21 protein-coding genes are annotated in these 25,730 nt (G+C 72.1%); 13 read left to right on the top strand and 8 right to left on the bottom strand.

Going from position 1 to position 25,730, the window contains the following annotated elements:
- Positions 1 to 166 precede the first annotated feature (166 nt).
- A complete protein-coding gene (locus tag K7C98_RS13045; RefSeq protein WP_224191958.1) occupies positions 167 to 2,281 on the top strand; it encodes an amidohydrolase family protein in 2,115 nt (704 codons plus the stop codon).
- Positions 2,282 to 2,311: 30 nt separating this feature from the next.
- Here K7C98_RS13045 and K7C98_RS13040 read toward each other — a convergent pair whose 3' ends face one another.
- Entirely contained in the window at positions 2,312 to 2,887 is a 576-nt protein-coding gene (locus K7C98_RS13040; RefSeq protein ID WP_224191957.1) for an ExbD/TolR family protein, read from the bottom strand.
- 528 nt (positions 2,888 to 3,415) lie between these two features.
- Between K7C98_RS13040 and K7C98_RS13035 the strand changes: the two genes are divergently transcribed.
- Both K7C98_RS13035 and K7C98_RS13030 read left to right on the top strand, forming a co-directional pair.
- Positions 3,416 to 4,117 (top strand): MBL fold metallo-hydrolase, encoded by a 702-nt coding sequence (locus tag K7C98_RS13035; RefSeq protein WP_224191956.1) that lies wholly within the window; start codon positions 3,416 to 3,418, stop codon positions 4,115 to 4,117.
- A 37-nt stretch (positions 4,118 to 4,154) separates the two neighbouring features.
- On the top strand, positions 4,155 to 4,739 hold the full coding sequence (locus tag K7C98_RS13030) for a hypothetical protein (protein WP_224191965.1): 585 nt from the start codon (positions 4,155 to 4,157) through the stop codon (positions 4,737 to 4,739).
- Here the strand turns inward: K7C98_RS13030 and K7C98_RS13025 are convergent, their stop codons facing one another.
- Positions 4,740 to 5,285: a hypothetical protein gene (locus K7C98_RS13025; protein WP_224191955.1), complete on the bottom strand. Its 546-nt coding sequence runs from the start codon at positions 5,283 to 5,285 to the stop codon at positions 4,740 to 4,742.
- Between the two features lie 183 nt (positions 5,286 to 5,468).
- Here K7C98_RS13025 and K7C98_RS13020 point away from each other — a divergent pair, with 183 nt between their 5' ends.
- Complete coding sequence (locus K7C98_RS13020) at positions 5,469 to 8,015, top strand: ATP-binding cassette domain-containing protein (RefSeq protein ID WP_224191954.1); 2,547 nt, start codon at positions 5,469 to 5,471, stop codon at positions 8,013 to 8,015.
- A 72-nt stretch (positions 8,016 to 8,087) separates the two neighbouring features.
- Here the strand turns inward: K7C98_RS13020 and K7C98_RS13015 are convergent, their stop codons facing one another.
- Entirely contained in the window at positions 8,088 to 8,729 is a 642-nt protein-coding gene (locus K7C98_RS13015) for a hypothetical protein (RefSeq protein ID WP_224191953.1), read from the bottom strand.
- Positions 8,730 to 9,325: 596 nt separating this feature from the next.
- Here K7C98_RS13015 and K7C98_RS13010 point away from each other — a divergent pair.
- Complete coding sequence (locus tag K7C98_RS13010; protein WP_224191952.1) at positions 9,326 to 10,276, top strand: STAS domain-containing protein; 951 nt, start codon at positions 9,326 to 9,328, stop codon at positions 10,274 to 10,276.
- A gap of 310 nt (positions 10,277 to 10,586) precedes the next feature.
- On the opposite strand, the gene K7C98_RS13005 is transcribed toward K7C98_RS13010, so the two are convergent.
- Complete coding sequence (locus K7C98_RS13005; RefSeq protein ID WP_224191951.1) at positions 10,587 to 11,216, bottom strand: glutathione S-transferase family protein; 630 nt, start codon at positions 11,214 to 11,216, stop codon at positions 10,587 to 10,589.
- Positions 11,217 to 11,519: 303 nt separating this feature from the next.
- Between K7C98_RS13005 and K7C98_RS13000 the strand changes: the two genes are divergently transcribed.
- The gene (locus tag K7C98_RS13000) at positions 11,520 to 12,284 is read left to right on the top strand and encodes a hypothetical protein (RefSeq protein ID WP_224191950.1); all 765 of its coding nucleotides are present in this window, start codon (positions 11,520 to 11,522) and stop codon (positions 12,282 to 12,284) included.
- A gap of 126 nt (positions 12,285 to 12,410) precedes the next feature.
- Here K7C98_RS13000 and K7C98_RS12995 read toward each other — a convergent pair whose 3' ends face one another.
- The 4 genes from K7C98_RS12995 to K7C98_RS12980 form a co-directional block, all read right to left on the bottom strand.
- Positions 12,411 to 12,830 carry a DUF6508 domain-containing protein gene (locus tag K7C98_RS12995; RefSeq protein WP_224191949.1) on the bottom strand — a complete coding sequence of 140 codons (420 nt, stop codon included), beginning with the start codon at positions 12,828 to 12,830 and terminating at the stop codon, positions 12,411 to 12,413.
- Positions 12,831 to 12,901: 71 nt separating this feature from the next.
- Entirely contained in the window at positions 12,902 to 13,663 is a 762-nt protein-coding gene (locus tag K7C98_RS12990) for a serine/threonine-protein kinase (protein WP_224191948.1), read from the bottom strand.
- Between the two features lie 183 nt (positions 13,664 to 13,846).
- On the bottom strand, positions 13,847 to 14,365 hold the full coding sequence (locus K7C98_RS12985) for a GNAT family N-acetyltransferase (RefSeq protein WP_224191947.1): 519 nt from the start codon (positions 14,363 to 14,365) through the stop codon (positions 13,847 to 13,849).
- Between the two features lie 102 nt (positions 14,366 to 14,467).
- Complete coding sequence (locus tag K7C98_RS12980; RefSeq protein WP_224191946.1) at positions 14,468 to 15,085, bottom strand: RNA polymerase sigma factor; 618 nt, start codon at positions 15,083 to 15,085, stop codon at positions 14,468 to 14,470.
- Positions 15,086 to 15,740: 655 nt separating this feature from the next.
- Here K7C98_RS12980 and K7C98_RS12975 point away from each other — a divergent pair.
- The 7 genes from K7C98_RS12975 to K7C98_RS12945 all read left to right on the top strand — a co-directional run bounded on the left by K7C98_RS12975 (position 15,741) and on the right by K7C98_RS12945 (position 25,657).
- A complete protein-coding gene (locus K7C98_RS12975) occupies positions 15,741 to 17,195 on the top strand; it encodes a hypothetical protein (protein WP_224191945.1) in 1,455 nt (484 codons plus the stop codon).
- 205 nt (positions 17,196 to 17,400) lie between these two features.
- A complete protein-coding gene (locus K7C98_RS12970) occupies positions 17,401 to 18,462 on the top strand; it encodes a hypothetical protein (protein WP_224191944.1) in 1,062 nt (353 codons plus the stop codon).
- Between the two features lie 40 nt (positions 18,463 to 18,502).
- On the top strand, positions 18,503 to 19,699 hold the full coding sequence (locus K7C98_RS12965; protein ID WP_224191943.1) for an RNA polymerase sigma factor: 1,197 nt from the start codon (positions 18,503 to 18,505) through the stop codon (positions 19,697 to 19,699).
- A 27-nt stretch (positions 19,700 to 19,726) separates the two neighbouring features.
- The gene (locus K7C98_RS12960) at positions 19,727 to 20,680 is read left to right on the top strand and encodes a hypothetical protein (RefSeq protein WP_224191942.1); all 954 of its coding nucleotides are present in this window, start codon (positions 19,727 to 19,729) and stop codon (positions 20,678 to 20,680) included.
- 212 nt (positions 20,681 to 20,892) lie between these two features.
- Positions 20,893 to 23,550, top strand: coding sequence for an excinuclease ABC subunit UvrA (locus tag K7C98_RS12955; RefSeq protein WP_224191941.1), 2,658 nt, complete (start codon positions 20,893 to 20,895; stop codon positions 23,548 to 23,550).
- Positions 23,551 to 23,650: 100 nt separating this feature from the next.
- Positions 23,651 to 24,532: an alpha/beta hydrolase gene (locus K7C98_RS12950; protein ID WP_224191940.1), complete on the top strand. Its 882-nt coding sequence runs from the start codon at positions 23,651 to 23,653 to the stop codon at positions 24,530 to 24,532.
- A 78-nt stretch (positions 24,533 to 24,610) separates the two neighbouring features.
- Entirely contained in the window at positions 24,611 to 25,657 is a 1,047-nt protein-coding gene (locus tag K7C98_RS12945) for a DUF4274 domain-containing protein (RefSeq protein ID WP_224191939.1), read from the top strand.
- Positions 25,658 to 25,730 lie beyond the last annotated feature (73 nt).

Genomic DNA, 25,730 nt, shown 5'->3' with positions numbered 1-25,730 from the left:
TCAAGCAGCCGGGCGATGGCCATTCGGACAGCAGCGCCGAGCGAGGCGAGGCGGCCGTGGACCACTCGCTCGCGGCCAGGCTGTCGGCCGCCCCGCGGGCGGATCGGCGCCGGTCGCGGCTCCGCGCTGTACAGCCGGGCGCTCCGTCCGATATACGGGCAGAGAGATGTCGAGGCTCTCGCTCTTCGCGTTCGTGCTCACCTGCGCGGCAGCATGCCGTCCGTCACCGCAGCCTGCGTCGCCGGCCGCAGCTGCGACCGAGAGCGCCACGAGCGACGCGGCGGCGGGCGGCCGCACGCCCGCGGCGGGCGGCCGCGTTGCGCAGCGCGAGTCGGTCGAGACCACCGTCTTTCATCTTCACAAGTTCCTGCAGCGGATCGGCGTCGAGCGCGACACGTACACGCGCGACGGCGCGGGCGACCTCGAGGCCAAGGCGTCGTTCGGCTTTCAGGACCGCGGCAGCCAGGTCACGCTCGCGGCCTCGTTCCGCCTCGGGCCCGACGGCCTGCCGCGCGACTACCAGGCCTGGGGGCGGACCTCGCGGCTCTCGACGCTCGACGAGCGTGTCACCCGCGAGGCCGACGACTCGTTCACGCACAGCCGCGTCGGCGAGGCGCCCGTGCACGTCACGCCGCCTGCCTCGTACGTCATCGCCTCGGGCTACGCGCCGATCCTCGCCCAGGATCTGATGCTCCGCGCATGGATCGCGCGCGGTCGGCCGGCGACGATGACGCTGTTGCCCGCGGCGACGGTGACGATCGAGGCGCGCGGCGAGCAGGAGTACGAGGTCGACGGCAAGCGTGTGACGCTCGAGCACGTCAGCGTGCGCGGGCTGGTGTGGGGCCGCGAGGACGCGTGGCTCGACGAGGCCGGCAGGCTCGTCGCGGTGGTCACCCGCGACGCCGAGTTCGATCACTTCGAGGCCGCGCGCGAGGGGTTCGTCGCGCTCCTGCCGGAGCTCGTGTCGCGGGCGGGCGCCGACGGCGTCGCGTGGCTGTCGGAGGTCGGGAAGTCCGCGTTGCGAGGGCCGGCCGGGGTCGTCGCGCTCGTCGGCGCGGACCTGGTCGATGGGACAGGTCGAGCCCCGGTGCGCGACGCGGTCGTCGTCTACGACGGCGACAAGATCGTCGCCGCGGGGCCGCGGGCGTCGACGCCGATCCCGCCCGGAGCGGCCACGATCGAGGTCGCGGGCAGCACGATCCTCCCCGGCTTGTGGGACATGCACGCGCACGTCCAGCAGGTCGAGCAAGGGGCCGCGTATCTGGCGGCCGGCGTGACCACGGTCCGCGATCTCGGCAACATCCTCGAATTCGTGACCGGCATCCGCGACACCATCGACGCCGGTCAGGGGCTGGGGCCGCGGATCCTGGTGAGCGGCATCGTCGACGGCGACGGCCCGCGCGCCCTCGGGACGGTGCGGATCAAGACCCGCGAGGACATCGCGCCCGTGCTCGATCGCCTCAAGCGCGCCGGGTCCCTCGAGGTCAAGCTCTACTCGAGCATCGCCCCCTCGCTGGTGCGGGCGATCGCCGAGGGCGCGCACCGACGCGGCATGCGAGTGGTCGGGCACGTGCCGGAGGGGATGAACGTCCTCGAGGCGATCGCGGCCGGCTACGACGGCGTGAGCCACGTGCCGTTCCTGTTCGATCCGCTGTTCGCGCCGGGCGAGGTTGCGAAGCTGTCGCGCGAGGCCAGGGGGCGCCGGATCGCCGACGCCGATCTCAAGACGGCTCCGCTCGCGCAGGTGATCCGCGCCTTCGCCAGCAAGAAGGTGATGCTCGACGACACCCTCGCGCTGTTCGAATTGATGAGCCACACCGCCGAGGAGAGCGCCCGCCGCGAGCCCGGCCTGGCCAGGCTGCCGCGCGAGCTCCGGGGCCTGTTCGACGGAACTTCCCCCGCGCAGGCGGCCCTCGACGGGGCGATCTTCGCGCGGTACCTGGCGATGGTGGGCGAGCTGCACCGCGCCGGCGTGCCGATCGTCGCGGGGACGGACATCTCGGTGCCGGGTCATTCCTTGCACCGCGAGCTCGAGCTCTACGTGCAAGCCGGGCTGTCGCCGATGGCGGCGATTCAGGCCGCCACGAGCGTGCCTGCGCGGCAGATGGGGCTCCAGGCGCAGGTCGGCACCATCGAGCCGGGCAAGCGCGCCGATCTGGTGATCGTGGCGGGCGATCCGATCGCCGATATCCGCGACGTCCGGAAGGTGACGAGGGTGGTCGCGCGCGGCCGGATGTACGACCCGGCCGAACTGTGGCGAATCGCTGAATTCACGCCGTGAGCGCCGAGGATGCCCACGCGCTCGTGTTCGTCAGCCGGCGCCCCCTTCGACGATCGGTTGCCAGAAGTAACAGTTCGCGGGTATCGCCTCACCCTTGAGCGCCCTGGCGAGCTTGCACTCGCGCCCGGCGAGCGCGTCCATCGTGTGAATGAGGGCCTGCATCGGGACGTTGGCCTCCGCGGAGATGGTCACGGTGGTCTCGTTCGGGAACAGATCCTTGTAGCTCTTCGCCCGCTGCTCGAGCGCGGCATAGTCGTAGCGGGCGTAGTCGTCGAGCGGCGTTCCGGGCCGGGCCAGCGGGATCGTCGGCGCTCCGGAGTCGCTCGCCTTGCCGGCCTCGGCGCCGTCCTGCTGGCCGTCGGCCGAGAGCCGGAAGCCATCCTCGAGGACGATCACCTTGAAGTTGAGCGGCTTGTCTTTGGGCGAATCGTCCTGCTTCTCCTCGGCCCTGGCGGCCGAGAAGCGCGGCGGCGAGACGTTGATCGAGGACATGGAGGCGTACTCCATCGCCGCGAGGAGGAGCGGGATCATCAGGAACATGACGTTCATGACGGGGAGAAGGTCGGCCGCGATCTCCTGCTCCTGGAATTTTGAACGCTTGCGCATCGCGTCATCCTCTCTCGCGCCGGGTATGGGGCCCGCGCGGACTCGTATTGTTGATTGTCGATTCGGCGGTCGGACTCGCGTCGAATGTCGCCCTGGCGCACGAGCCCGGGCGTCAGCCTCCGCTCGAAGCATGCGCGTACCTCGTCAACGCCTCGAAATATGGCGAGGAGCTCGCCGCAAATCGTTGTCCTCGCGGAGCATGGACCGTGCCGGGTCGGCCACGGCGGCGAGGAGCGCGAGGCGAGCCGTGAGCGTGAGGGTACCGGATGGGCTGCATGCTCCGGTGACTACAGTGCGGCCGCCGCGAAGGACCCTACATGCTGGCGACAGCAAATTTCGAAGGGCCCGCCCTGCCCTTGGTCGCGGCCGACCTGCGCGCCGACGAACCTCGAGGCGACCCGCGGCCCCCCGATCGGCGCGGGCTCCTCGGCGCCGCGAATTCGGCGCGTCGCTGGCGGCGCTGCGACGCGCCGAGGTCGCACGCGCGAGGCGGTCGCGGTCGCGCTAGACTGGAGCCGGAGGTGCGCGATGGAGACGCGAGTCGACGAGGTGGCCGATGGGATCTACCGGCTGAACACGAAGGTGCCCGGGTTCAACTTCAATCAGTACCTCGTCGTCGACGAGGAGCCGCTGCTGTTCCACACCGGACCGCGCGGGCTGTTCGAGAGCGTGCGCGCGGCCATCGCCCGGGTGATCCCGCTCGAGCGGCTGCGCTGGCTCGGCTTCTCGCACGTCGAGGCCGACGAGTGCGGGGCGCTCAACCGTTTCCTGGCGGTGGCGCCCCAGGCCTCGCCGCTGTGCAGCAAGGTCGCGGCGATGGTGTCGATCACCGACCTGGCCGATCGCCCGCCGCGCGGGCTGGCCGACGGCGAACAGGTGTCGCTCGGCCGGCGCAACGTGACCTGGCTCGACGCGCCGCACGTGCCGCACGGCTGGGAGTGCGGCTACCTGTTCGAGCGCGAGACCCGGACCCTGCTGTGCGGCGACCTGTTCACGCAGGCCGACGGCTGCGAGGTCCCCGTCACCGAGGGCGACATCCTCGGGCCGAGCGAGGCGTTTCGCCTGCAGATGGACTACTTCGCCCATGCCCGCCAGCAGGGCGCGATCCTCGAGCGGCTGGCGGGCACGCAGCCGACCACCCTCGCCTGCATGCACGGCAGCGCGTGGCGTGGCGACGGCGGGGCGCTCATCCGTGCGCTCGCGGCCTCGCTCGAGCGCCAGGCGCAGTGAGCCCGCGAGGGGCTCGGGACGTGTCATGATGCGGCCCATGCAGAAGTTGCCCGCCGCCGCGCTGTTGATCGCGACACTGACGAGCGGCTGCGGCGGCGGAGCACCGGCTCCGGCCGTGGCGAGCGCAACCCCGGCGCCGGCCCCCTCGCCGGCACCCACCCCCGCGCCTCCGCCCGTGGGGCACGACTTCGTGGCGATGAAGCTCGGCGACTGGCCGGTCGAGCTGCGCCTGCCGCCGGGATCCACCATCGAGCCCGACCCGGACGAATCGGTGAGGCTGAACATCACCACCCCCGCCACGTGCGGCGAGAACATCAGGGTCGATCGCTTGCGCCCCGGCGAGATGGAGGGGGCGTATCGCGGCGCGAAGCGAGACCCGGGCGAGCTGACCAAAAATTACGTGCTGCAGCTCGATCGCAGGACCGACGACGGGTTCGAGGTCAAGGTCTCCTACGACAAGCCCAACGGCGAGACGCTGGGGGTCGTCGAGCTCGCGCGCAAGATCGGCGACTACGAGTATTTCTGCGGCGGCACCACCACGTACGGCGATTCGTTCATGGGCATGCCCGCGCGCGCCGTCGATTGTGTGTACGCCGCCTGCGCCAGCCTGCGCGGGCTCTGATCAGGGCGAGGCGGTCTTGCTCGGCGCCGGGGCCGGCGGGGCGCTCGGGGGCGGGCTGGACGGCGGGGGCGTCGGCTTCTCGATCGTCATCGACGAGCGGGCGCCGCCGGGGAGGTCGCGGGTGACGGTGCCGCTGGGGGTGATCGTCGTGCGGCTGCCGTCCTCGGCGACGACGATCATCGACCCGTCGGCGGCGAACTCGGTGCGCTCGACCGACAGCGTCGAGCGCGAGCCGTCGGGGAACACCCGGACCTGCTTGCCGTCCGGCATGATGATCGTGCCGTCCTTCTTGATCTGGACCTTGCTGCCGTCAGGCTTGGTGACCGTGCCGTCGCGCTGGATGGTCACCGTCGAGCCGTCCGAGGCGGTGAGGATCTTGGTGCCGCGGCCGCCGGGCTCCATCTTGTAGGCGCCGGACTTCTCGCTCGACACCTCGATCTCGTCGACGTCGCAGGCGGCGCCGGCGAGGGTCAGCGCCAGCACCCCGGTCAGGTGCGAGAGACGCAGGGGCCCAAAAGGTGAAGTGCGCAGGGTGGCCAGGATCATCGCTCGGTGAGCCTAACACGATCGGCGCACCCGGAGATCGCGCGCGGGGCGGCCGAGGACAGGGCGCAACCTGTCCGCTTGAGCAGGCGCCCGTTCGCGCGGGCCGCGCTCGGATCCGCTGCCTGCCTCGGGCAGCCCGCGACGGAAGTCCCGGCGGCCGGCGTCACCGGGTACGATGCCGGCGTGTACGAGCCCGAGGATACGGTCGTCGTCCGCTCGGCGACGACCTACCTGACGATCGAGGCGGCGGGCCGCAAGCTTCAGGACGTGCGCCTCGGCATGGGTCCACTGCGGATCGGGCGCAAGCAGGACAACGATGTGGTGATCCAGTCGGCCTGCGTCGCGCTCCATCACGCGCGGGTCGAGGCGGATCTGCAGGGCCACCGGATCGTCGACCTCGGCGGCGGAAACGGGCTGCTCTTCCGCGGGCGCCGCGTCCGCTCACACGTGTTCAACGACGGCGACGTGATCCGCATCGCCGACCCGGTGACCGGCAACTTCGTCAGCCTGACCTATCAGGACATCGGCAAGCGGGCGCAGGCCCAGCCCGCGGCGCCGGTGCAGCGCTGCGCGCTCGAGCGGCCGGCGGTGACGATCGGCCGCGAGAGCTGCGACCTGGTGCTCCCGAGCCTCCAGGTGTCGCGCCGGCACGCGACCATCCGCGCGTTCGACAAGGGGCACGAGCTCACCGATCACGGCAGCGCCAACGGGACCTTCGTCAACGGCGTCCGCGTCCACGTCCACGATCTCAAGCAGGGCGATGTCCTGCAGATCGGCCCCTTCAAGCTGGTCTACACCGGCAAGTCGCTCGACCAGTTCGAGCACAAGGGGGCGCTGCGGATCGACGCCCGCGAGCTCGTGCGCCGGACGCCGAAGGGCAAGGCGATCCTCGACCGCGTGTCGCTCGTGATCGAGCCGCGGGAGTTCGTCGCGCTGGTCGGTGCCTCGGGCGCCGGCAAGAGCTCGCTGATGGCGGCGCTCGCGGGCGTGCGCCGGCCCGACGCCGGGCAGGTGCGGGTCGGCAGCGACGACCTCTACGACAAGTACAACCTCTACCGCGACGGGATCGGCTACGTGCCGCAGGACGACATCCTGCACCGCAACCTGACCGTCGAGGACGCGCTCCGCTACACCGCGCGGCTGCGCCTGCCGACCGACACGTCCGCGGCCGAGCTCGAGGCGCGGATCGTCCGCGTGCTCGAGGAGGTCGAGATGGTCGAGGCGCGCAAGCAGAGGATCTGCGAGCTGTCCGGCGGGCAGCGCAAGCGGATCTCGATCGCCTCGGAGCTGCTCGCCGACCCGACGCTGTTCTTCCTCGACGAGCCGACCAGCGGGCTCGACCCGGGGCTCGAGAAGAAGATGATGTACACGCTGCGGTACATCGCCGACTCGGGCCGCACCGTGGTGCTGGTGACCCACGCGACCGCCAACATCACCCAGTGCGACCTGGTCGCGTTCATGGCCGGCGGGCGGCTGGTCTACTACGGGCCGCCCGCAGAGGCGCTGGCGATGTTCGGCGTCACCACCGGCGACTTCGCCGACATCTACACCAAGCTCGGCGGACAGGTCGGGCCGCCCGAGGTGATGCGGCAGGGCGAGCTGGCCAGCGAGTACCACTTCTGGCACGAACACAACCCGCAGGCGAAGCGCGGGCCGACGATGGCCGAGCTGTGGGAGATCCGGTTCCGCCGCTCCGACGAGTACCGGGTCTACGTGTACGAGCGGCAGGCGGACAGCGGAGAGTCGGGGGTCCGCCTGCACGCGATCGCGCCGGGTCACTTTCGCATCGCCGCCGACGAATCGCTGGTCTCCACCAGCGCGCCGGTCCGCCCGCCGCCGGCCGACGACGAGTCGTGGCTGTTCCAGACGCGCGTGCTGGCGAGCCGCTACGTGAAGCTGATCACGGCCGACCGCAAGAACCTGCTGATCTTGCTGCTGCAAGCGCCGGTGATCGGGGCGGTGCTGCTGCTGGCCGCGCGGCCGAACGCGCTGCAATCGTCGACCTCGACCAATGGGCGGCTCCTGCTGTTCTTGCTCAGCGTGGTCGCGGTGTGGTTCGGCGTGATCAACTCGGTCCGCGAGATCACGAAGGAGTCGGAGATCTACCGCCGCGAGCGCCTGGCGAGCCTGCGGATCCCCGCGTACCTGCTGTCGAAGGTCGGCGTGCTCGCCGGGCTGTGCGCGGTGCAGAGCCTGGTGCTGATGGTGCTGTTGCTGCTGCGCGTCGACTTCTCCGCCGACTACGTGGCGCTGACCGAGTACGGGCTCGTCGACATGACGCGCCAGCCGCCGCTCGGGCTGTGGGGCGCGCTGCTGCTGTCGGTGTTCCTCACGTCGCTGTCGGGGGTCGGGCTCGGGCTCCTGATCTCGACGTGGGTCTCGAGCTCCGACAAGGCGATGAGCACGGTGCCGCTGGCGCTGATCCCCCAGCTGGTGTTCGCCCTGGCCCTGATGCCGCTGCCGGCGCTCCTGGCCCCGGTGTCGTACCTGACCGGCGCGCGCTGGGGCATGGAGGCGATGGGGTCGATCACGGCGCTGCTCGAGCCGCGCGACATGACCCTCTGCGAGTTCCCCGGCGACCCGCGGACCTGCCAGGTCTACGCGTCCGTCGACTACAGCCCCTCGCCCGAGCACATCGCGCTGGTATGGGGGGTCCTCGCCGCGTACACGCTGGCGTGCCTGCTGCTGACCGCGTGGGTGCTGCGCCGCCGCGACGCCGCCGAGAAGTAGTCCGCCCGGCGCGACGGGGCGCGCCGAGCATGCGGGCGCCGTCCCTGCCCCGTCGCACACGTGACGGCGGCGCTACTCCTCGCCGATCTCGATGTTGTACTTCACCGTCATCGGCGGGCCGTTGTAGCTCGGGAACTGGTGGTCGGCCACGGCCTTGCGGACGCACGGGACGATGCCGAAGACCTGCAGGTCGCGCGAGGCGGTCACGGTCACGGCGTCGACGCGACCTGTCTTTCCGACCAGGCCGATGATCATGTCGAGGCGCCCGCCCCTGAGGCTGCCGCCGTTGTAGCAGGCGGCGATCGCCAGACACTCGTTGATCCCGTACTCGACCTCCCGCATGTGAGCGCTGAGCACCTGCTCGTTGAGCTGGTCCTCGCCCTCGCTCCAGTCGAGCACGCGCGGCCGTTCGATGTCGTACTGCGGGATGGCCGTGTCGTCGACGGGGACGTGCTTCTTCGGCAGCTCGTCGCGCTCGTGGGTGCATTCACCCCACGACGTGATCTGCGGCCGCATCGGGATCTCGTTGGTCTCGACCTCCTGCGTGACGGGGATGTCCTGCGAGCCGTCGACCACGCACGCCCCGCGGTCGCAGCGAGTGCCCTTGCCACACAAACCGCCGCATTCATCCGGGCCGCGAGAATCACTGTTCCGCTTGCAAGCCACCGGCAGGCTGAACGCCACGAGACCGGCGAAGATCAAGTTGGTGCGCATCGCCAGGCAGGGTAACACCGTCCCGGCTGCAGGAGATGGCTGCTCGCCGGACGCTCCGCGCCGGCGGACGTTCCACCCGCCGAGACAGGGCCGCACCCGCGCGGATGCCCTCCTTTCAGGGCTCGCGAGGGCCGCCTCGGGCCGCGGGCGAAGGCTGTCCCACACTGGCGCACCGGTGGGGCCGCGCCGCGACGGGCGAAACGGCTGCGCGGTCGCGCCGGCGAGCGGCGATCGCCCGCGCCGGTCCGCGCAGCTTCGGTCGCCCCGGGGGAGCGAGAATCGAGGCGGAGCCGGCGGATCGATTCGAGGGCCGCTCACCGGTAATCGCGATCGGCGAGCACCCGGCGCTCGCCGCCCCGACACGCACGATCGCGGTGAACTTCGCCGACCGATTCGAGCGCGCTCTGCGTGATCGTACGCCGCGACTCCGCGTGTCCCGCGTGCTCGTGTGAGCCGCACCGGGGCCCTCGGAGGCCCGTCGGCGAATCGCCGAGCACTCGCCCCTATCGGCGTCGTAAGCCCGATCGCCGGGCCTCCTGCGGGAGCCGGGTCGTGCTGCGACTCACGGCCCGAATCGGGTACAGTCCCCGCCGCACATGGGCGCGGAGGACAGGTCGAACGAAGAGCTCGTGCGCGAGGTGGAGGCGCTTCGCCGCCAGGTCGAGGAGCTCGAGGTCGCGGCCCGCAGGTACCGAGCGATGGTCGACAACGCCGCGTTGAGCGTGCAGGTCTGCGACGCGAAGGGACGCGTCGTCGAAGTCAACAAGGGCTTCGAGAAGCTGTGGAAGTTGCCCCTCGCGGCCGTGCACAACCACGTCATCCTCGAAGACAAACAGCTCGAGCCGTCCGGGAGCCTGCAAGGGGTCCGCCACGCCTATGCCACGGGCGAGGCGACCAGGCTCCCGGTGATCCGCTACGACCCCAGGCGAACCGAAGGGGTGTCCGGGGGGGCGCCCGGCTGGGTGGCATCCTCGATCTATCCCGTGCGCGACGCGGCGGGCGAGATCCTCGAAGCCGTGGTCGTTCACTACGAGATCGGCGAGATCAAACGCAGCGAGGAGGAGCTCCGCCTGCAGAACGAGGCGCTCGAGGAGGCCGTCGCAGCGCGCACGGCCGAGCTCTCCGAGCACATCCGCCTGCTCCACGAACAACAGCGTTCGATCCGCGAGCTCTCGACGCCCGTCATCCGCCTGTGGGACGGGATCCTGGCGCTGCCGCTGATCGGGACGATCGACCCGGCTCGCGCCGCGCAGATCATGGAGAACCTGCTCACGGCAATCGTGCACCACCGCGCCTCGCAGGTGATCCTGGACGTGACGGGCGTGCCCGTCATCGATACGGACGCAGCCTCGAGCCTGTTCGAGACGGTGGGCGCGGCGGGCCTCCTCGGCGTGCACTGCATCCTGGTGGGGATCTCGCCGACGATGGCGAAGACGCTGGTGGATCTGAATGTCGACCTGGCCCGCATGACCACGGCGGCGAGCCTGGAGGACGGCCTTCGCCGGGCGCTCACGCGGCGCATTGGCTCGCCGCGCCGCGACGACTGACTTCACGGGCGCTGCACACGGGCGCTGCGCACGGGGCGGGGCCTCGTGGATCGTCGAGGGGCGGACGAGGGGCGCCGCAGCGGGTCCCGTCGCGACGCCGGACCTGCCATCCCACGTGCTCGCCGCCGATGTTTGGTCAGGGCGTGTCCGTCGATCGGCCCGGCGTCTGCGCGCGAGGCATGGGGCCCCCGGCTGCGTCCCACTGCGCCGCCCCTCGTCCGCCCGCGAAGAGCGTCGCCGGCCCCGCTTGTCGCCGCCGCATGGATCGACCGCGACCCAGACGACACCCGACCGATTCGACGCGGCGCTCTTAACCGCCCTGCCCCGCGATCAATCCCGCGTCCAGCTCGGCGGCACGCGCGAAGGCCGGATGCGCGCCGACGCGTTCGATGTAGGCGCGGATCGCCGGCAGCTCGGGCACGATGCCAAAACTCGTGGTCCAGCGCAGCGCGCTGCCCCACAGCACGTCGGCGGCGCTGAAACGTTCGCCGAGCAGGTAGTCGCCGCGTCCGAGCTGTTCGACCAGCGTCTGCAGGATCGCGTCGTAGCTGCCGTAGGCAGAGGTCGCGGCATCGATGTCCGGGCGTTTCATCGCGCGGTCGACCACCGCGGGTTCGAAGCTCGCGCCGTACAGGGCGATCCAGCGCAGATAGGAGCCGCGACGGGGATCGTCGAAGGCCGGCGCCAGTCCGGCCGCCGGGAACAGGTCGGCCAGGTAGATGTAGATCGCGACCTGCTCGGTCACCACCGTACCGCGATACCGGATGGTCGGCAGCTTGCCCAGCGGATTGAGCGCGAGGAATTCCGGCGTGCGGTTCGCACCGGCCTTGAAGTCGATGAACCGCACCTCGTACGGCGCTCCGAGCGCTTCGAGCAGCACACGCACACCGGCTGAACGCGAATGAGGATGGTGGAAAAGGGTGATGATCGACTCGGTCATGGTGGGCCTTCCAGGTGGGTGAGGATTGAAGAGAGACTAACGCCCATTGCGGACAGCTTCTGTCCTCGATAGCCCTCGGCATGCTTTACGAGCGCGGCCGCCGGGCCCTCGCCGCCGGCCTCGCGCGCAAGTGAACCCCGGGATCCTCACAGAGGCTCCGCACTCGCGCCGCGTCGACGTCGCGCGAAGCTGAGAAAGACCCGGCCTGACGGTGACGGTTCGCCCGCTCACGCGGCTGCATGCAGCGACGCGAACAGCCGCCCCGGCAATAATTGCGGCTCCCGGGCGTCGGTGGGTCCCACGATGACGAAACGGTACCCGGCGCATTTGTGGATCTTCCCCCTTGCACTGACCTTCGCGGGCTGCTCCGAGCCGGAGCCCGGAGACAGCACCGGCGCGAGCGCAGGAACGAATTCGTCGAGCACGACGACGGACGCGAACGCGACGACCGGCGGCACCGGCGAACCGGACCCGACGACGACCGGCGGCGAGGGGTCGACGGGTCCGGGGACCACCGAGAGCCCGACCTCGACCGACGCGACCTCGACCACCACCACCGACGCGACGACGACCACCGACGCGACCACCACCGGAGTCAGCAGCGGACCCGGGCGCCACTGCGCGACGCCGGCCGTCCCGGTGCCGGCCGCGATGAGCCCGGCCGGTCCGAAGGTGGTCGAGACGATCACGCTCGCGGGCGCGGAGGCGGTCGGCGACGTCGACCTGTTCATCAACCTGTCGAACGCGCTGCGCTCGTCGAACTTCGAGATCCGCCTGTCACACGGCGGCACGACCGTCCTCGTGCACGACAACGAGTGCGAGGAGAACAAGGACGTCTCGGTCGAATTCGACGACGAGGGCGACGCCCTCGCCTGCTGCAGCGGCATCTTCTGCTTCGGCGACCCGCTGGTCGGGACGTTCGTCCCCGGCGAGGCGCTCTCGGCCTTCGACGGGATGGGCCTCGCCGGCGAGTGGACCCTCGAGGTGCTGGTGAACATCACGACCGATCCGTTCGCCGAGAACCAGGGGATCCTCGACGAATGGTGCATCGAGATCGAGGCGCCCTGACGGGGCGCGCGCCATGGACTCCGCGTCGCTCAGGGGCCTTCCACTCCCCCCGCTGTGCACGCGGCCTGCGCCCTGGAGTGGATGTCGCAATCGTGTGCGGCGTTCGTGTCGAATCAGACCCACCGCTCACCGCGCCGCCAGCTCCACGTCGCGGATCGCCCGCAGGCGCCGCAGGAGCGCCGCGATCTGGCCCGACGCGACGGCCGCGGCGAATTGGCCGTGGATGAAGCGGTCGCTGCGGAGGTGCAGGGTCAAGAGCCTGCACACGTCGGCCAGCGAGGCGCCGGCGAGCGCCGCGGGGTCGCGCTGGTAGTGCTCGGCCTCGGCGTGCCACGATTGCCAGTCGAACGCGACGACGAAGCCGTGCCGCGCGAGCGCCTGCTGGAGCTGTCGCACCTCGGGGGCGTCGACGAGGCGCGGGAGCCACGAGCCCTGACGCGTCCACCGGGTGGCCTCGAAATCCGGGCGCTCGAGCAGCGGGAGGAACGCCAGGACGGCGTCGATGTCGGCCCGGGAGGGCAGCGTCGGGCCGTCGGCGTCGACCATGACGGCGATGGGACCACGAGCTCGCGGCGCCCGCAACCGCCGGATCGCGGCGGCCTCCCGATCGAGCGCGATCACGGCCGCACGGCCGCCGTCCGGCGCCGTGCCGCACGAGTCCGCCCGGATGGCGATGCGCGGCCTGGCGCGACGGAGCGGCCCGCGAGGCCGAGCCGCGACAGAAATAATATGCCTATTCGGACAGCGTGGTCGACGAGACTCTCGGGCGCGGCGCTCGGCTCGACCTCGCCGCCGTCGCGCCCGGCTCGCGCGAGCCCGAAGTCGGCGACGCGGACCCGTCCGTCGCTGCCGACCAGCACGTTGTCGGGCTTGAAGTCCCGGTGGATGAGCCCCGCCGCGTGAGCCGCCGCGAGCCCCGCCCCCGCCTCGAGGTACAGCGCGACGATCTCGTGCGGCCGCCGCTGCGCCGCCGCGAGCCAGCTGCGCGCCGTCCCGCCGGCGACGTATTCCATGGCGATGAAGAAGCGACCGTCGAACTCGCCGGCCTGGAACACCACCACCACGTTCGGGTGGGCGAGCTTGGCCAGCGCCATCGCCTCGCGCTGGATCCGGTGGACCGCCGAGCGTGACAGCCCCGAGCACACCTTCACCGCGACCTCGCGGTCGAGCCGGATGTCCCGCGCCAGGAACACCACGCCCATGCCGCCCTCCCCGAGCGGTCGCTCGATGCGGTACTGATCCGCGACCAGCGTGCCCGGGGCCAGCGACGCGGACTCGGTGCGAGCCAGCGCCACGAGCACCGACGCGAGCGAGCCGAGCTCCTGCGACGGCGTGAGGCCGCCCTCGCCGGTCGCCATCGTCGAGCCGAGCCCGCTCACGTCCCCTCCACGCGCCGATGATAACCACTCTCCTGCGGATCAGCGCGCGCTCGGCCGCGCCCCGGCGCTTCGATCGACGCGGACCCGCGGCGCGAGCAAAAACTCGCGATTCGACGCGATCACCACAGCGCGTGCTCGGCCCGCGTCGTCGCCTACGGCCCCCCGCTCGCGGACGGGGCACCGCTACGGACCGACCCACAGCGCCATGTAGATGTCGTCGATGTACACATCCGGGCCGATCTTCAAGCGCCGCGTCTTGCGTCCTTCCTCGACGAACCCGAGCGAGCGATACAGTGCGATCGCGCGGCCGTTCGACGAGCGCACCTGGAGCTCGACCTTCTCGACGCGCGGGTTCGACCGGGCCCAGCGCAGCAGCTCGTTCATGAGGGCCCTGCCGACGCCCTGGCCTTGATGCCCCTCGTGGACGGCGATCGTCAGGCGGACGACGTGCGACGTCACCGCGAGCGAGAGCGCCTCCAGGAACGCATGGCCGACGATCGTGCCCTCGCGTTCGGCGACGAGATAGATGCCGTCGCCGCGCTCGTCGAGCGCGACGATCGTCCCGCGAACGGCGTCGTCGTCGATCTCGTCCGGCCGCGACGCGAGCCTCCCCGGCACGCGTGCGATCGCGCGCTCGGCCGCCGCGAGCAGCGGAGCATCCTCAGGTCGTGCGTTCCGAATCGAGGGGGCGTCCGAACCCATGACAACCTCTTATCACGCGCCGCGCATGTTTTCGCATGACCGTTCGTTGCGCCCTTGCGGCCGTCGCCAGCCTCGGCAGTGAAGTTGGCCCTCGCCGACGGCTCAGGCCCCGCGGACCCGCGGCTCGAGCAGCTTCTTGAGGTCCGACTTGATCCGGCCGAAGCGCTTGCGCAGCGTCGCCGAGCGGCGGACCAGCTCGTCGTCGGCCAGCTCGTCCTCGCCGGCCAGCGCGCGAGCGACGTCGAGCCAGGACAACCTGCGATCGACGCGCAGGATCAGGATCGCCTGGTCGTCGGGCGCGAGCTGCTCCCGCAGCTCGGCGACCGCGTCCTTCACCTGCGTGCGGAGGTACGTGATCGTGGCGCTGCGCACCTGCTCGGCCAGCCGCCCGACCTCGGGGGCGTCGGACAGCGCGACCACCGGAGCGCCGCGCCGCGTCGTGCGGCGCACCCGGAACAGCGCGTTGCGGGCCAGCGTGTAGCACCACGTCCGCGCCGCGCACTGCCAGCGGAACCGCGGCAGCCCGCGCCACAGGTCCTCGGTGAATTGGGCGAACGCCTCGGCGCCGTCGATCTCGCTGCGGCCGATCGCCACCACGTACGTCAACAGCTCGCGACCGTAGCGCTGGACGATCCACGTCGCCGCGTCATGCCACCGCTGCTCGTCACACAGCGCGCGCAGCTCGGCCTCGACGTCCGGTGCGGGCTCGACCTCGGTCACGCGGCGAGCATATCGCAAAACCCGTGGCACTCGCACCGCCGGCCGCGGGGTGCATCGGCGCGCACTGCCGCGCTCGCTCGCGGCGCATCGCCGCCCGACGAGGGCGCGGGGGCCCGCGTCCGCTCGTCGACGTGGAACACCAGGGCCATGGATGGCGATCAACCCTCGTCTCGGCCGCTGTCGACTCGATCTCCGGCCATAATTTGCAGCCGTGGATATGGAACCGAACAGCGGTATGTTCGCCCGAGCCGAATCGACATTGAATCGTGGACCATTCACTCGCCGTGGAGCTCGGCGCCACGGACACCGTGCCATTGCCGCGCTCGGCGTAATTGCATCCGGGCACGCACGAGGCCGGCGCTCCGCGGGCGTGCGAGAACTCCGAACAGTGCCGTGATTCGAGCGCAACGCCGGCGCAGCGGCGGTCCCCGTGGGCGCACGCCCGTGCTCGCGGTCGGGGTATCGCTCACCGGGCCGCGTGCTGTCCACATGAGGATTCCGACGCCCTGCCCGCGCCGGCCGGGGACGACCGTGCGCAAATGCTGTGATTCGGTCGATTGCCGCCGGTGCTTGCATTCGCGCGAGCGGCCGCCCGCGAAATTCCCCGGGGCCGCTGTTGCGTGTCTGCCGGACTTGACGGATATGGTCCGCCCGCATGATTAGGACCATCTCCACATACGCCCTGCCGCGCCTCTCGGCCGGCGCCCTGTTTACATTCAGCGCCTCGCTGCTGTCCGCCGGTTGCCCCGGGGACACCGGCGACACGACCGCGACCGAGGCCGGCAGCGAGACCGACACCGCCGGCCCGACCACCGCGAACGTCGACCCGAGCGAGACCGGCGCTCCGACGACGCTCACGACGACCACCGAGCCCGGGACCACCACCACCAGCCCGACGAGCACGAGCTCCGCGACCGAGCCGACGACGCTCGACACGACCACCGGCGACACGACCGTGCTCGACACGACCACCGGCGACACGACCACCGGCGACACGACCACCACCACCGGCGCGGTCGAGGAGACCACCACCACCGGCGACACGACCACCGGCGACACCACCGGCGACACGACCACCGGCGGGCCGCTCAAGCCCGAGGACTGCGAGGATCTGCCGCTCGCCGGGATCGAGCTCCTCAGCCAGCAGGAGTATCAGAACGAGAGCGCGCAGCCGGTGCCGTGGATCCGCACGCCGTCGACCCAGACCAGCATCACCGCCGATCCGGCGCTGTTCGACCTGCTGCGGATCCTGTTCGACGGCGACCTCGCCCCCGGCGCGCACCTGCTGGATCCCGACCCCAACCACGCCATCCCCAACAACGTGCAGACGTACCTGCCCGTCAGCAGCGCCGCCGTCGTCTATCAGGAGGACTACGACGTCGACAAGTACACCAGGCAGTTCGTCGCCGTGGCCGGCGAGCTCGAGATCGTCGACATGGTGTCGCCGCACCAGACGCACGGCTTCGTGCGTCACGTCGAGCTGCGCGAGATGATCAAGAACGGCGACCTGCTCGAGCCGGTGCCGGGCGGGGCGTGCTGGTGGATCGAGGAGGCCGAGTACGACGTGCGGCGGCCGAACGGCTGCTCGCCGTTCACCGCGGACGCATGCCCCGAGGACCAGTACTGCATGCCGGTCAACGCGATCGGCACCGACGGCGTGTGCGTCACCGGCGGCGAGAAGCAGGAGGGCGAGGCGTGCGTGCTCGCCGACCCGAACGGGTGGGACTCGGACTGCGCGCTCGGCCTGCGCTGCATCGACTTCGGCGACGGGCACGCGTGCGGCCGGGTCTGCGACGTGCTGTCCGACGCGCCCGGCTGCCCCGCCGGCACCCACTGCGGCGGCGGCTACAACCTGTGCCTGCCCGAGGCGCTGCTGCAGATGAGCGGCATCGACCCGGCGCCGCTCGGCGAGCCCTGCGTCGACACCCCGACCGCGCTCTACTGCGGCGGCGACGGTCGGCCGGGCCACTGCTACGACGACGACGGCCAGGGCTCGAAGTGCCTGCCGTGGGTGTCGGCGCCGTCGCAGTGCCCGGACGAGCAGACCTCCGGCTACGTCGCCTACAAGTCCGGCATCGACCGCTCGACCCTGTGGTGCTTGACGCCCTGACCCACGTCGGAGCCGGCGAGGAGCTCCTCGCCGGCGGCGTCGACGTGCTCACCCGTCGATCGAGGGCCGCCGGCTCGGCCTCACGGTTCTCTCGAGCTGCCCTTTCGGACAGATCCACGGGGGCGCCTCCGGACGAGGGTCTGGTCGGCGCGCGGCGCTGACGGTCGGCGTCGCCCCGGCGGCCGTGCTACTGTCCGCGGCCGCCATGATCCTGCGCGCCGCGTCCCTGGGGCTGTTCGGGCTCGCGCAAGTGCCCGAGCCCCCGCCTGCGGAGGTCGAGGTGCGCTGGACCGCGCCGCCCGAGTGCCCCGACCGCGCGGCGCTGCTGCGGGGGATCGCCGAGCGCCGCGGCCAGCCGCTCGTGCCGGGTCAGGCCCGCATCGACGCCCGCATCACCCGCGCCGGCTCGCGCTACGTCCTGCGCCTCGACCTGCAGACTGGCGCGCGCCATGAACGGCGCGAGCTCGGCGCCGACGCCTGCGCTCCGCTGGTCGACGCCACGGCGCTGCGGATCGCGCTCGCCGTCGATGCGGCGACGGAGGCCGCGGCGGAGGTCGAGGAGCCGGAAGCCGCGCCCGTCGAGCCCTCCCCTGCTTCCGAGCCGCCCGAGGCGCGCGACTCCGAGCCGTCCGCGCCGGCCTCCGAAGCCTCGCCGGTCCCCGTCCCCCCGCCGCTCGCCCCGCCGCCCGGGAGCCGCGCGGAGGCGCCCGTGGCCGCCCCGCCCGATCGGGCGGTCTCGCGCGCCGCGGCTCCGGGCGGCCTCGTGCGGGTCCACGGCGGCCCCGAGTACGGCGCGGTGCCGGGGCTCAGCGGGGCCCTCGGCCTGGCCCTGGGCCTCTTGTGGCCGCGCCTGCGCGTCGAGCTGCAGGGCACCTTCGTCGCGCCGCGCCGCAGGGAGCTGCCTCAGGCCGACCTGCGCGCCTGGCTGCTCGCCGCGAGCGTGCAATTCTGCGCGCGTCTGGGCCGCGGCGCGCTCGAGTTCCCGCTGTGCGGCGGGGTCGAGGCCGGCGGCGTGCGCGGCGTCGCGCGCGGGCCGGCGATCGATCGCGCCGCCTTCGGCCCCTGGGTGGGCGGGGTGCTCTCCGCCGGCGTCGCCTGGCGCTTCCACCCGCGCCTGGCCCTGTCGGCGGCGCTGCAGGGCGTCGCCGCCGTCCGCCCCAGCTTCCAGCTGCGCGATCCCGGGCCGACGGTCGTCCTCTTCGAGCCGTCGCCGGTGTCGGGTCGGCTGCTCGTCGGCCTCGAGCTGCGGATCCGTGATCGCCGGTGACGGAGCGCGCCGGGGGCCGGAGATAGACGATCGACGGAGCATGCACGCGACCGAACCCAGCCTCGCGCCCGTCCGCCGCCCCGCGGAGGCGCAGCTTCGCCCGTTCCACGTCCTCTACCGCGCGGAGTTCGCGTTCGTGTGGTCGGTCGCGCGGCGCCTCGGCGTCCCCCCCGGCGCGCTCGAGGACGCCGTGCAGGACGTGTTCATCACCGCCTATCGCCGCCTCGACCAGCTCCGCTTCGAGGTCTCGCAGCGCGCGTGGCTCCACGGCATCACGCGCCGGATCGCCTCTCGCTACCGCCGCACCGCCTTCCGCCACACGCGGCGGCTCGCGGCCTTCGCCGACCTCGACGACGGGCCGAGGGCGCCCCCGCAAGAGCGCGTCGTCGCGGCGCAGCAGCTCGACCGCCTGCTCACGGGCCTCGGCGCCGGCACCCGTGTCGTGTTCGAGATGACCGAGCTGCTCGGGATGAGCGGGCCCGAGATCGCGTCCGAGCTCGGCCTGCCGCTCAACACGGTGTACTCGCGGATCCGCCTCGCGCGCCAGCAGCTGCAGCGCGTGCTCGCCGATCCGCAGCAGCTCGAGCGGTGGATCGCCGAGGCGCGCGCGCAGCAGGCCCCGCCAGAGGGGGCCGAGCAGCGCAGCTGGATGGTGCTCGCGCCGGCGCTCGCGCGGCCGGGCGCCGCGGTCGGTCTCGGGCTGCTGGCGAGCACGCGCGCCGTGTTTGCGACCACGCTGATCGCCGCCGCGGCCGTCGTCGCCGTGGTCGTGCCGCGGGGCGAACCGCCGGCGAGCCCGCCGAGCCGCGAGCCCGCGCCGGTGCACGAGTCGGTCGCGTCGACGCAGCGCGACGCGCCCGAGGAGGCCGCCGTGCTCGAGCCGCCGGTCCCGGTGGCGCCGCAGCGTCCGCGCGCCTCCAGGCCGGCGCCGTCCGCCCCCGATCGCCTGGCCGAGGAGGTCGCGCTGCTCGATCGGGCCAACGCCCGCCTCGGCGCCGACGACGCTGCGGGCGCGCTCGCGGCGATCGCCGAGCACACCCGAGAATTTCCGCAGGGCGCCCTGCTCGACCTCCGCGAGGCCGCGCGCGTGCAGGCGCTGTGCCTCGCCGGCGACCGCGTGCAGGCCGACGCGGTCGCCGCGCGCCTGTTCGCCGAGCACCCCGGCTCGGCGGTCGCGCAGCGCCACGCGAATTTTTCGAATGTGTGCGGTGAAGGATCGCCGGCGGGCCGGAGATGACCCCTGAATGGAAGGAGACAGATATCCATGCATTCGCCTACGAACATTCGCATCGCCGCGTCCATCCTCGCGCTCCCGCTCGTGCTCGCCGCGTGCGCGCTGCCCGAGATCCTCGGCGGCAACACCGACCTCGGCGCCTCGTCGGACGCCCTGAACACGACGAGCGAGCCAAGCAGCGACTCGAGCGTCGGCAGCTCCGAGACCGCGACCTTCGGCCCCACCAGCGCCTCGGGGTCCGACACGGCGACCTTCGGCCCCGTCAGCGCCTCGGAGTCCGAGACGGCGACCTTCGGCCCCGTCAGCGCCTCGGAGTCCGACACGGCGACCTTCGGCCCCGTCAGCGCCTCGGAGTCCGACACGGCCAGCGGCACCACGGGCGGCCCGGCCATGTGCGACAACCCGGCGCACATGTGCACGATCCCCGTGGATTGTGACGAGCAGAACTGCGGCGCGCTCGGCAGCCCCTTCGACGCCGAGGGCTGCCTGCGCCGCTCCTGCGACGACGCCCCCTGCGGCCCCGGCGAGGTCTGCTACGCCCACGACATCGCCGGCGGCTGCAGCCAGACGGTCGTGGAGTGCTTCGATATCGAGGGCATCTGCGCGTGCAACCTCACGGACAATTGCGGCGGTCATTATTGTTACCCCGCGGGCGAGGCCCCGCCCGCGGATTGCCACGCGATCACCGATCAGACCACCTGCCTCGAGTCGGGCTGCGGTGAATTCAGGGAGGTGCCGACCGTGTCGGTCGTCGATCAGGCGTGCACCTGCGGCGCCGCGGTCCCGGCGTGCCTGTGGTTCCCCGGCGTGCCCGGAGTGTCCGGGGAGGATCCTGGCTTCTACTACGACCTGAGCACGCATCAGGTCGTGCGGTTCACGTTGACCTGGGCCGACCCCCCGCTCGGCTGGGCGCCTTGCACCGGCGATCCGTCCGAGCCGGCCGCCTGCGCATGCGCGGCGCCGGGTCAAGACCCGTGCGACTGAGGCGCGGGCGACGACGGAGAGCCCGACGGCGACAGCTCACCGCGCGTGTGCGACGAAGGGCTGCTCCGCTGCGCTCGCGGACATCGTCGCGGCGGTGCACGCGTTCTCCGCCGCGCGGACGATCTTCGGCGTCTCGACCGCGCCGCGGGCCTGCACGCCCTGGCGCGAGCGCCGTCGGCTCCGCCCCGGATCGGGGTTAGGCTCCCGCCGCGATGTCCCGGCCCGACGACCCCACCCCGTCCGCCATGCGCTGCGTCCGTGTGCGCGGCGCCCGCGAGCACAACCTCAAGAACGTCGACGTCGACGTCCCGCGCGACGCCTTCGTCGTGTTCTCCGGGGTCTCGGGCTCGGGCAAGTCCTCGCTCGCGTTCGGCACGCTGTACGCCGAGGCGCAGCGCCGCTACTTCGAGTCGGTCGCTCCCTACGCGCGCCGCCTCATCGATCAGGTCGGTGTCCCCGACGTCGACAGCATCGACGGCTTGCCGCCCGCCGTGGCTCTGCAGCAGCAACGCGGCGCGCCGAGCGTGCGCTCCTCGGTCGGCAGCGTGACGACGATCTCGAGCCAGGTGCGCCTCCTGTACTCGCGCGCCGGCACCTATCCGGCGAAGCAGCCGATGCTCTACGCCGAGGACTTCTCGCCCAACACCAGCCAGGGCGCGTGCTCCAATTGTCACGGCCTCGGTCACGTCTACGAGGTCACCGAGCGCTCGATGGTGCCCGACGACAGCAAGTCGATCCGCGACAAGGCGATCGCCTCGTGGCCGCCGGCGTGGCACGGGCAGAACCTGCGCGACATCCTCGTGACCCTCGGCTACGACGTCGACCGCCCGTGGCGCGAGCTGCCGAAGAAGGACCGCGAGTGGATCCTCTACACCGAGGAGCAGCCGACGGTGCCGGTGTACGCCGGCTTCACGCCGGCCGAGACGCGCGCGGCGCTGCGCAAGAAGCTCGAGCCGAGCTACCAGGGCACCTTCATGGGCGCGCGCCGCTACGTGCTCCACACCTTCGCCACCACCCAGAGCGCGCTGATGAAGAAGCGCGTCGCGCGGTTCATGACCGGCACCGTGTGCCCGGTGTGCCGCGGCAAGCGCCTCAAGCCCGAGGCCCTGGCCGTCACCTTCGCCGGGCTCGACATCGGCGAGCTGTCGCAGCTGCCCCTCGATCGCCTGGCCGAGGTGCTCGCTCCGGCCGCGCAGGGCCTCTTCGACGACGTCCCGACGCGCAGCAAGAGCGCGCTGAGCCGGGCCGCCGCGCGCCGCGACACCGCGCGTCGCGTCGCCGCCGGCGGCTCGGCACACGCCGGCGCGCCCGACGTGCGCCGCACGCCCGACCTGTCGCCCGAGAAGCGGCTCGCCGCGCAGCGGATCGCCCACGATCTGCTCGGGCGGATCGCCACCCTGCAGGAGCTCGGCCTCGGCTATCTGTCCCTCGATCGCAGCACCCCGACCCTGTCCTCCGGTGAATTGCAGCGGCTGCGCCTGGCGACCCAGCTCCACTCGAACCTGTTCGGCGTGGTCTACGTGCTCGACGAGCCGACCGCCGGGCTGCACCCCGCCGACAACGAGGCGCTGCTGCGGGCGCTCGAGCAATTGCGACGCGCCGGCAATTCCCTGTTCGTCGTCGAGCACGACCTCGACACCATGCGCCGCGCCGACTGGCTGATCGACGTCGGGCCCGGGGCCGGCGAGCACGGCGGCGAGGTGCTCTACAGCGGCCCGCCGGCGGGCCTGGAGGGCGTGACCGGCTCGCAGACCGCCCGCTACCTGTTCGCCTCTGCGGCGGCGACACAGGCGAGGACGCCGCGGGCCGCGAGCGGCTGGCTCGAGCTGCGCGGCGTCACCCGCAACAACCTGCGCGGGCTCGACGTCCGCTTCCCGCTCGGCGCCCTGACGGCGGTCACCGGCGTGTCCGGCTCGGGCAAGTCGAGCCTCGTCAGTCAGGCGCTGGTCGAGCTGGTCGGCGAGCACCTCGGCCAGAAGGTGGCCGCGGAAGACGACGAGGACGACGCCGCCGCGCCGAGCGTCGCGACCGCGACGGCCGGACGGATCCACGCCGGCGTCGAGGGTCTGCGCCGGCTCGTGCGGGTCGATCAGCGGCCGATCGGTCGCACGCCGCGCTCGAACCTCGCCACCTACACCGGCCTGTTCGACGCGGTGCGCAAGCTGTTCGCCGCCACGCCGACGGCGCGAGCGCGGCGCTACGACGCCGGCCGCTTCTCGTTCAACGTCGCCGGCGGCCGCTGCGACACCTGCGAGGGCGAGGGCTTCGTCAGCGTCGAGCTGCTGTTCATGCCGAGCGTCTACGCGCCGTGCCCGACCTGCCACGGCGCGCGCTACAACGAGAAGACGCTGCAGGTGACGTGGGGCGGCAAGAACATCGCCGAGGTGCTGCGCATGACCGTCGACGAGGCGCGCGGCTTCTTCGCCGACGAGCCGTCGGTGCACCGGCCCCTCGCGCTGCTGCACGACATCGGCCTCGGCTACCTCCGGCTCGGTCAACCGGCCACGGAGCTCTCGGGCGGCGAGGCGCAGCGGATCAAGCTGGCGACCGAGCTCCAGCGGGCGCAGCGCGGCGACACGCTCTACGTCCTCGACGAGCCGAGCACGGGCCTCCACCCGGCCGACGTCGACAAGCTGATGGCGCGCCTGCAGGGCCTGGTCGACGGCGGCAACACGGTGGTGCTCGTCGAACACGACCTGCGGATCGTCGCCGCCTGCGACTGGGTCATCGACATCGGTCCCGGCGCCGGCGATGTCGGAGGCCGCGTGGTCGCCAGCGGACCGCCGCGCGCGGTGTGCGAGGTCGAGGCGAGCCGCACTGCCCCCTATCTGCGGCGTCAGTTCGCCGGTGAGGCGCGCGAGCAGGGCTGACGGGCCGCCACGGCGAGCGCCCATTGCCCACACCGTCGCCGTCACCTCGCGCGGCTTGACCCGCGCGCGCTTCCGTGTTCAGGTCCCGGGCCGGGCTCGCATGCATCGCTGCACCGTCCCACTCGCCTGCCTGCTGACGTGCCTGTGCGCCTGTGCGGCACCTCGATCCGGGCGGGCGCCGGCGCCCGCCGAGCTCGTGCTCGGTCGCTCGATCACGATCGACTCGCGGGTGCTCGGCGAGACGCGACGGATCAATGTCTACACCCCACCCGGCCACGACGCGGGCGGCCCGCCCCTGCCCGTGCTCTACATGCCCGACGGCGGCATGCACGAGGACTTCCATCATATCACCGGGATCGTCCAGGTCTCGACGGTCAACGGGACCATGCGGCCGTTCCTGGTCGTGGGCATCGAGAACACCGAGCGCCGCCGCGACCTCACCGGCCCGACCGACGATCCGGAGGACCGCAAGATCGCCCCGCGCGTCGGCGGCTCGGCTGCATTCCGCCGGTTCATCCGCGATGAGCTGATGCCGGAGATCCAGCGACGCTTTCGCACCACCGACGAGTCGGCGATCGTCGGCGAATCGCTGGCCGGCCTGTTCGTGCTCGAGACGTTCTTCCTCGAGCCCGGGCTGTTCGATACCTACGTCGCCGTCGACCCGAGCGTGTGGTGGAGCCGCGGGTCGCTCGTGCAGCAGGCGGCGCCGCTGCTGCAGCGGCCCGGGCAGCCGCCGCGGACGCTCTACGTCGCGACCTCCGACGAGCCGGAGATCCAGCGACACGTGCAGTCCATCGTCGACGCGCTGCGCGAGGTCGACGCGCCGGGCGTGCGCTGGCACCACGAGCCGATGCCCGACGAGCACCACAGCACGATCTTCCACGCGTCCGCGCTGCGGGCCTTCCGCACGGTCCTCGCGCCCGCCCCGGCCGAGCCCGCGAACGAGCCCGGCGCAGTCGAGGCGAGCCCGACTGCGCCGTGACGAGCGCGTGCGGATAGGCACCGCGGCCCTCGCGGCGCGTCCGCGGCCCTCGCGACGAGCGGGCGCATCATGGTCGCCATGCCCGGCGCCCACGAGGTTCGACCGCTGACGAGGACACACGAGCTGTTCCTCGCGGCCTACCATCACAACTGGGACGACGGTCCGCGTGCTCTCCTGCGGATCCTCGACGACGCAGCGTGCGATCGCGCGACCGCGCTCCTGATCTATTGGCTGACCAAGCCGGGCTTCTACCAGCAATTCAGCTCGCCGGAGGAGGTGCCTGATTTCGCCAGGAGGGATCACGCGCTGGTCCGGACGATCGAGGAGCGCGTCGTCGCGGACCGTTACCCCGACGTCATCGCCTTCGATCCGACCACGCACGTCGCGACGGCCGGCGCCATCCCGGCCGAGCGCGGCACGATCCCCCCCGCGATGTTCCGCCCGAGCCAGGGGGACCTCGGCGCCGACGACCTGCTCGGCCACAAGGTCGGCGAGCTGAAGATCCTCGAGGCGTGCTCCGCGGGTCGCCTCGACGAGGTGAGCGCATGGGTGAAGACAGGTCCCGACATCAACGCGAAGATCGACGGCGATCTCCCGCTGGCCTGCGCGGCCCGGGCGGGCCACGTCGAGGTCGTGCGGTTCCTGCTCGACGCCGGCGCCGATCCGAAGAAACGCGTCGGCGGCGCGGGCCAGAACACGCTCCAGTGGGCGAGCGTGGCCGGCCGCACGGACGTGATCCGCCTGCTGCTCGAGCGCGGCATGAACATCGACATCAAGGGCCAGTGGAGCCGCACCGCCCTGCACGACGCCGCCTTCTGTGACCCGGCCTACTGGCTGAGCGCGGGGATGGAGGAGCACACGCGCCTCCTCCTCGCCATGGGCGCGGACCCGCACGCCAAAGACGTCGACGGCAAGACCCCGCTCGCGCTCGCCGAAATGATCGGCAACAAACCCGCGGCGGAACTGCTGCGCGCCGCGATGGCCGCCCCCAGGCCCGCGGCGAAGGCCGGCAAGGCCCCCGCGGCCAAGCGCACCGCGAAGGCTTCCAGGGCCCCCGCGGCCAAGCCCGCCACCACGACCGCGGCCAAGCCCGCGCCGAAGCGGAGCAAGTCCCGCGGGACTTGAACCGCCTCGACACCCGGTCCGCGGCGACCACCACGGACCGCCGCACACCGCAGCGGAGCGAGCCTGCGGGGCC

The sequence above is a fragment of the Nannocystis pusilla genome, from assembly GCF_020073745.1.
GTDB classification, from domain to species: Bacteria; Myxococcota_A; Polyangia; order Nannocystales; family Nannocystaceae; genus Nannocystis; species Nannocystis radixulma.
The sequence above is the reverse complement of the archived record's forward strand: the minus strand, read 5'-3'. Positions and strand labels throughout refer to the sequence as shown.

Coding starts and splice junctions, on each gene's coding strand:
- K7C98_RS13045 (WP_224191958.1), top strand. CDS start 167: ATGTCGAGGCTCTCGCTCTTCGCGTTCGTGCTCACCTGCGCGGCAGCA.
- K7C98_RS13040 (WP_224191957.1), bottom strand. CDS start 2,887: ATGCGCAAGCGTTCAAAATTCCAGGAGCAGGAGATCGCGGCCGACCTT.
- K7C98_RS13035 (WP_224191956.1), top strand. CDS start 3,416: ATGGAGACGCGAGTCGACGAGGTGGCCGATGGGATCTACCGGCTGAAC.
- K7C98_RS13030 (WP_224191965.1), top strand. CDS start 4,155: ATGCAGAAGTTGCCCGCCGCCGCGCTGTTGATCGCGACACTGACGAGC.
- K7C98_RS13025 (WP_224191955.1), bottom strand. CDS start 5,285: ATGATCCTGGCCACCCTGCGCACTTCACCTTTTGGGCCCCTGCGTCTC.
- K7C98_RS13015 (WP_224191953.1), bottom strand. CDS start 8,729: ATGCGCACCAACTTGATCTTCGCCGGTCTCGTGGCGTTCAGCCTGCCG.
- K7C98_RS13010 (WP_224191952.1), top strand. CDS start 9,326: ATGGGCGCGGAGGACAGGTCGAACGAAGAGCTCGTGCGCGAGGTGGAG.
- K7C98_RS13005 (WP_224191951.1), bottom strand. CDS start 11,216: ATGACCGAGTCGATCATCACCCTTTTCCACCATCCTCATTCGCGTTCA.
- K7C98_RS13000 (WP_224191950.1), top strand. CDS start 11,520: ATGACGAAACGGTACCCGGCGCATTTGTGGATCTTCCCCCTTGCACTG.
- K7C98_RS12995 (WP_224191949.1), bottom strand. CDS start 12,830: ATGGTCGACGCCGACGGCCCGACGCTGCCCTCCCGGGCCGACATCGAC.
- K7C98_RS12985 (WP_224191947.1), bottom strand. CDS start 14,365: ATGGGTTCGGACGCCCCCTCGATTCGGAACGCACGACCTGAGGATGCT.
- K7C98_RS12975 (WP_224191945.1), top strand. CDS start 15,741: ATGATTAGGACCATCTCCACATACGCCCTGCCGCGCCTCTCGGCCGGC.
- K7C98_RS12970 (WP_224191944.1), top strand. CDS start 17,401: ATGATCCTGCGCGCCGCGTCCCTGGGGCTGTTCGGGCTCGCGCAAGTG.
- K7C98_RS12965 (WP_224191943.1), top strand. CDS start 18,503: ATGCACGCGACCGAACCCAGCCTCGCGCCCGTCCGCCGCCCCGCGGAG.
- K7C98_RS12960 (WP_224191942.1), top strand. CDS start 19,727: ATGCATTCGCCTACGAACATTCGCATCGCCGCGTCCATCCTCGCGCTC.
- K7C98_RS12955 (WP_224191941.1), top strand. CDS start 20,893: ATGTCCCGGCCCGACGACCCCACCCCGTCCGCCATGCGCTGCGTCCGT.
- K7C98_RS12950 (WP_224191940.1), top strand. CDS start 23,651: ATGCATCGCTGCACCGTCCCACTCGCCTGCCTGCTGACGTGCCTGTGC.
- K7C98_RS12945 (WP_224191939.1), top strand. CDS start 24,611: ATGCCCGGCGCCCACGAGGTTCGACCGCTGACGAGGACACACGAGCTG.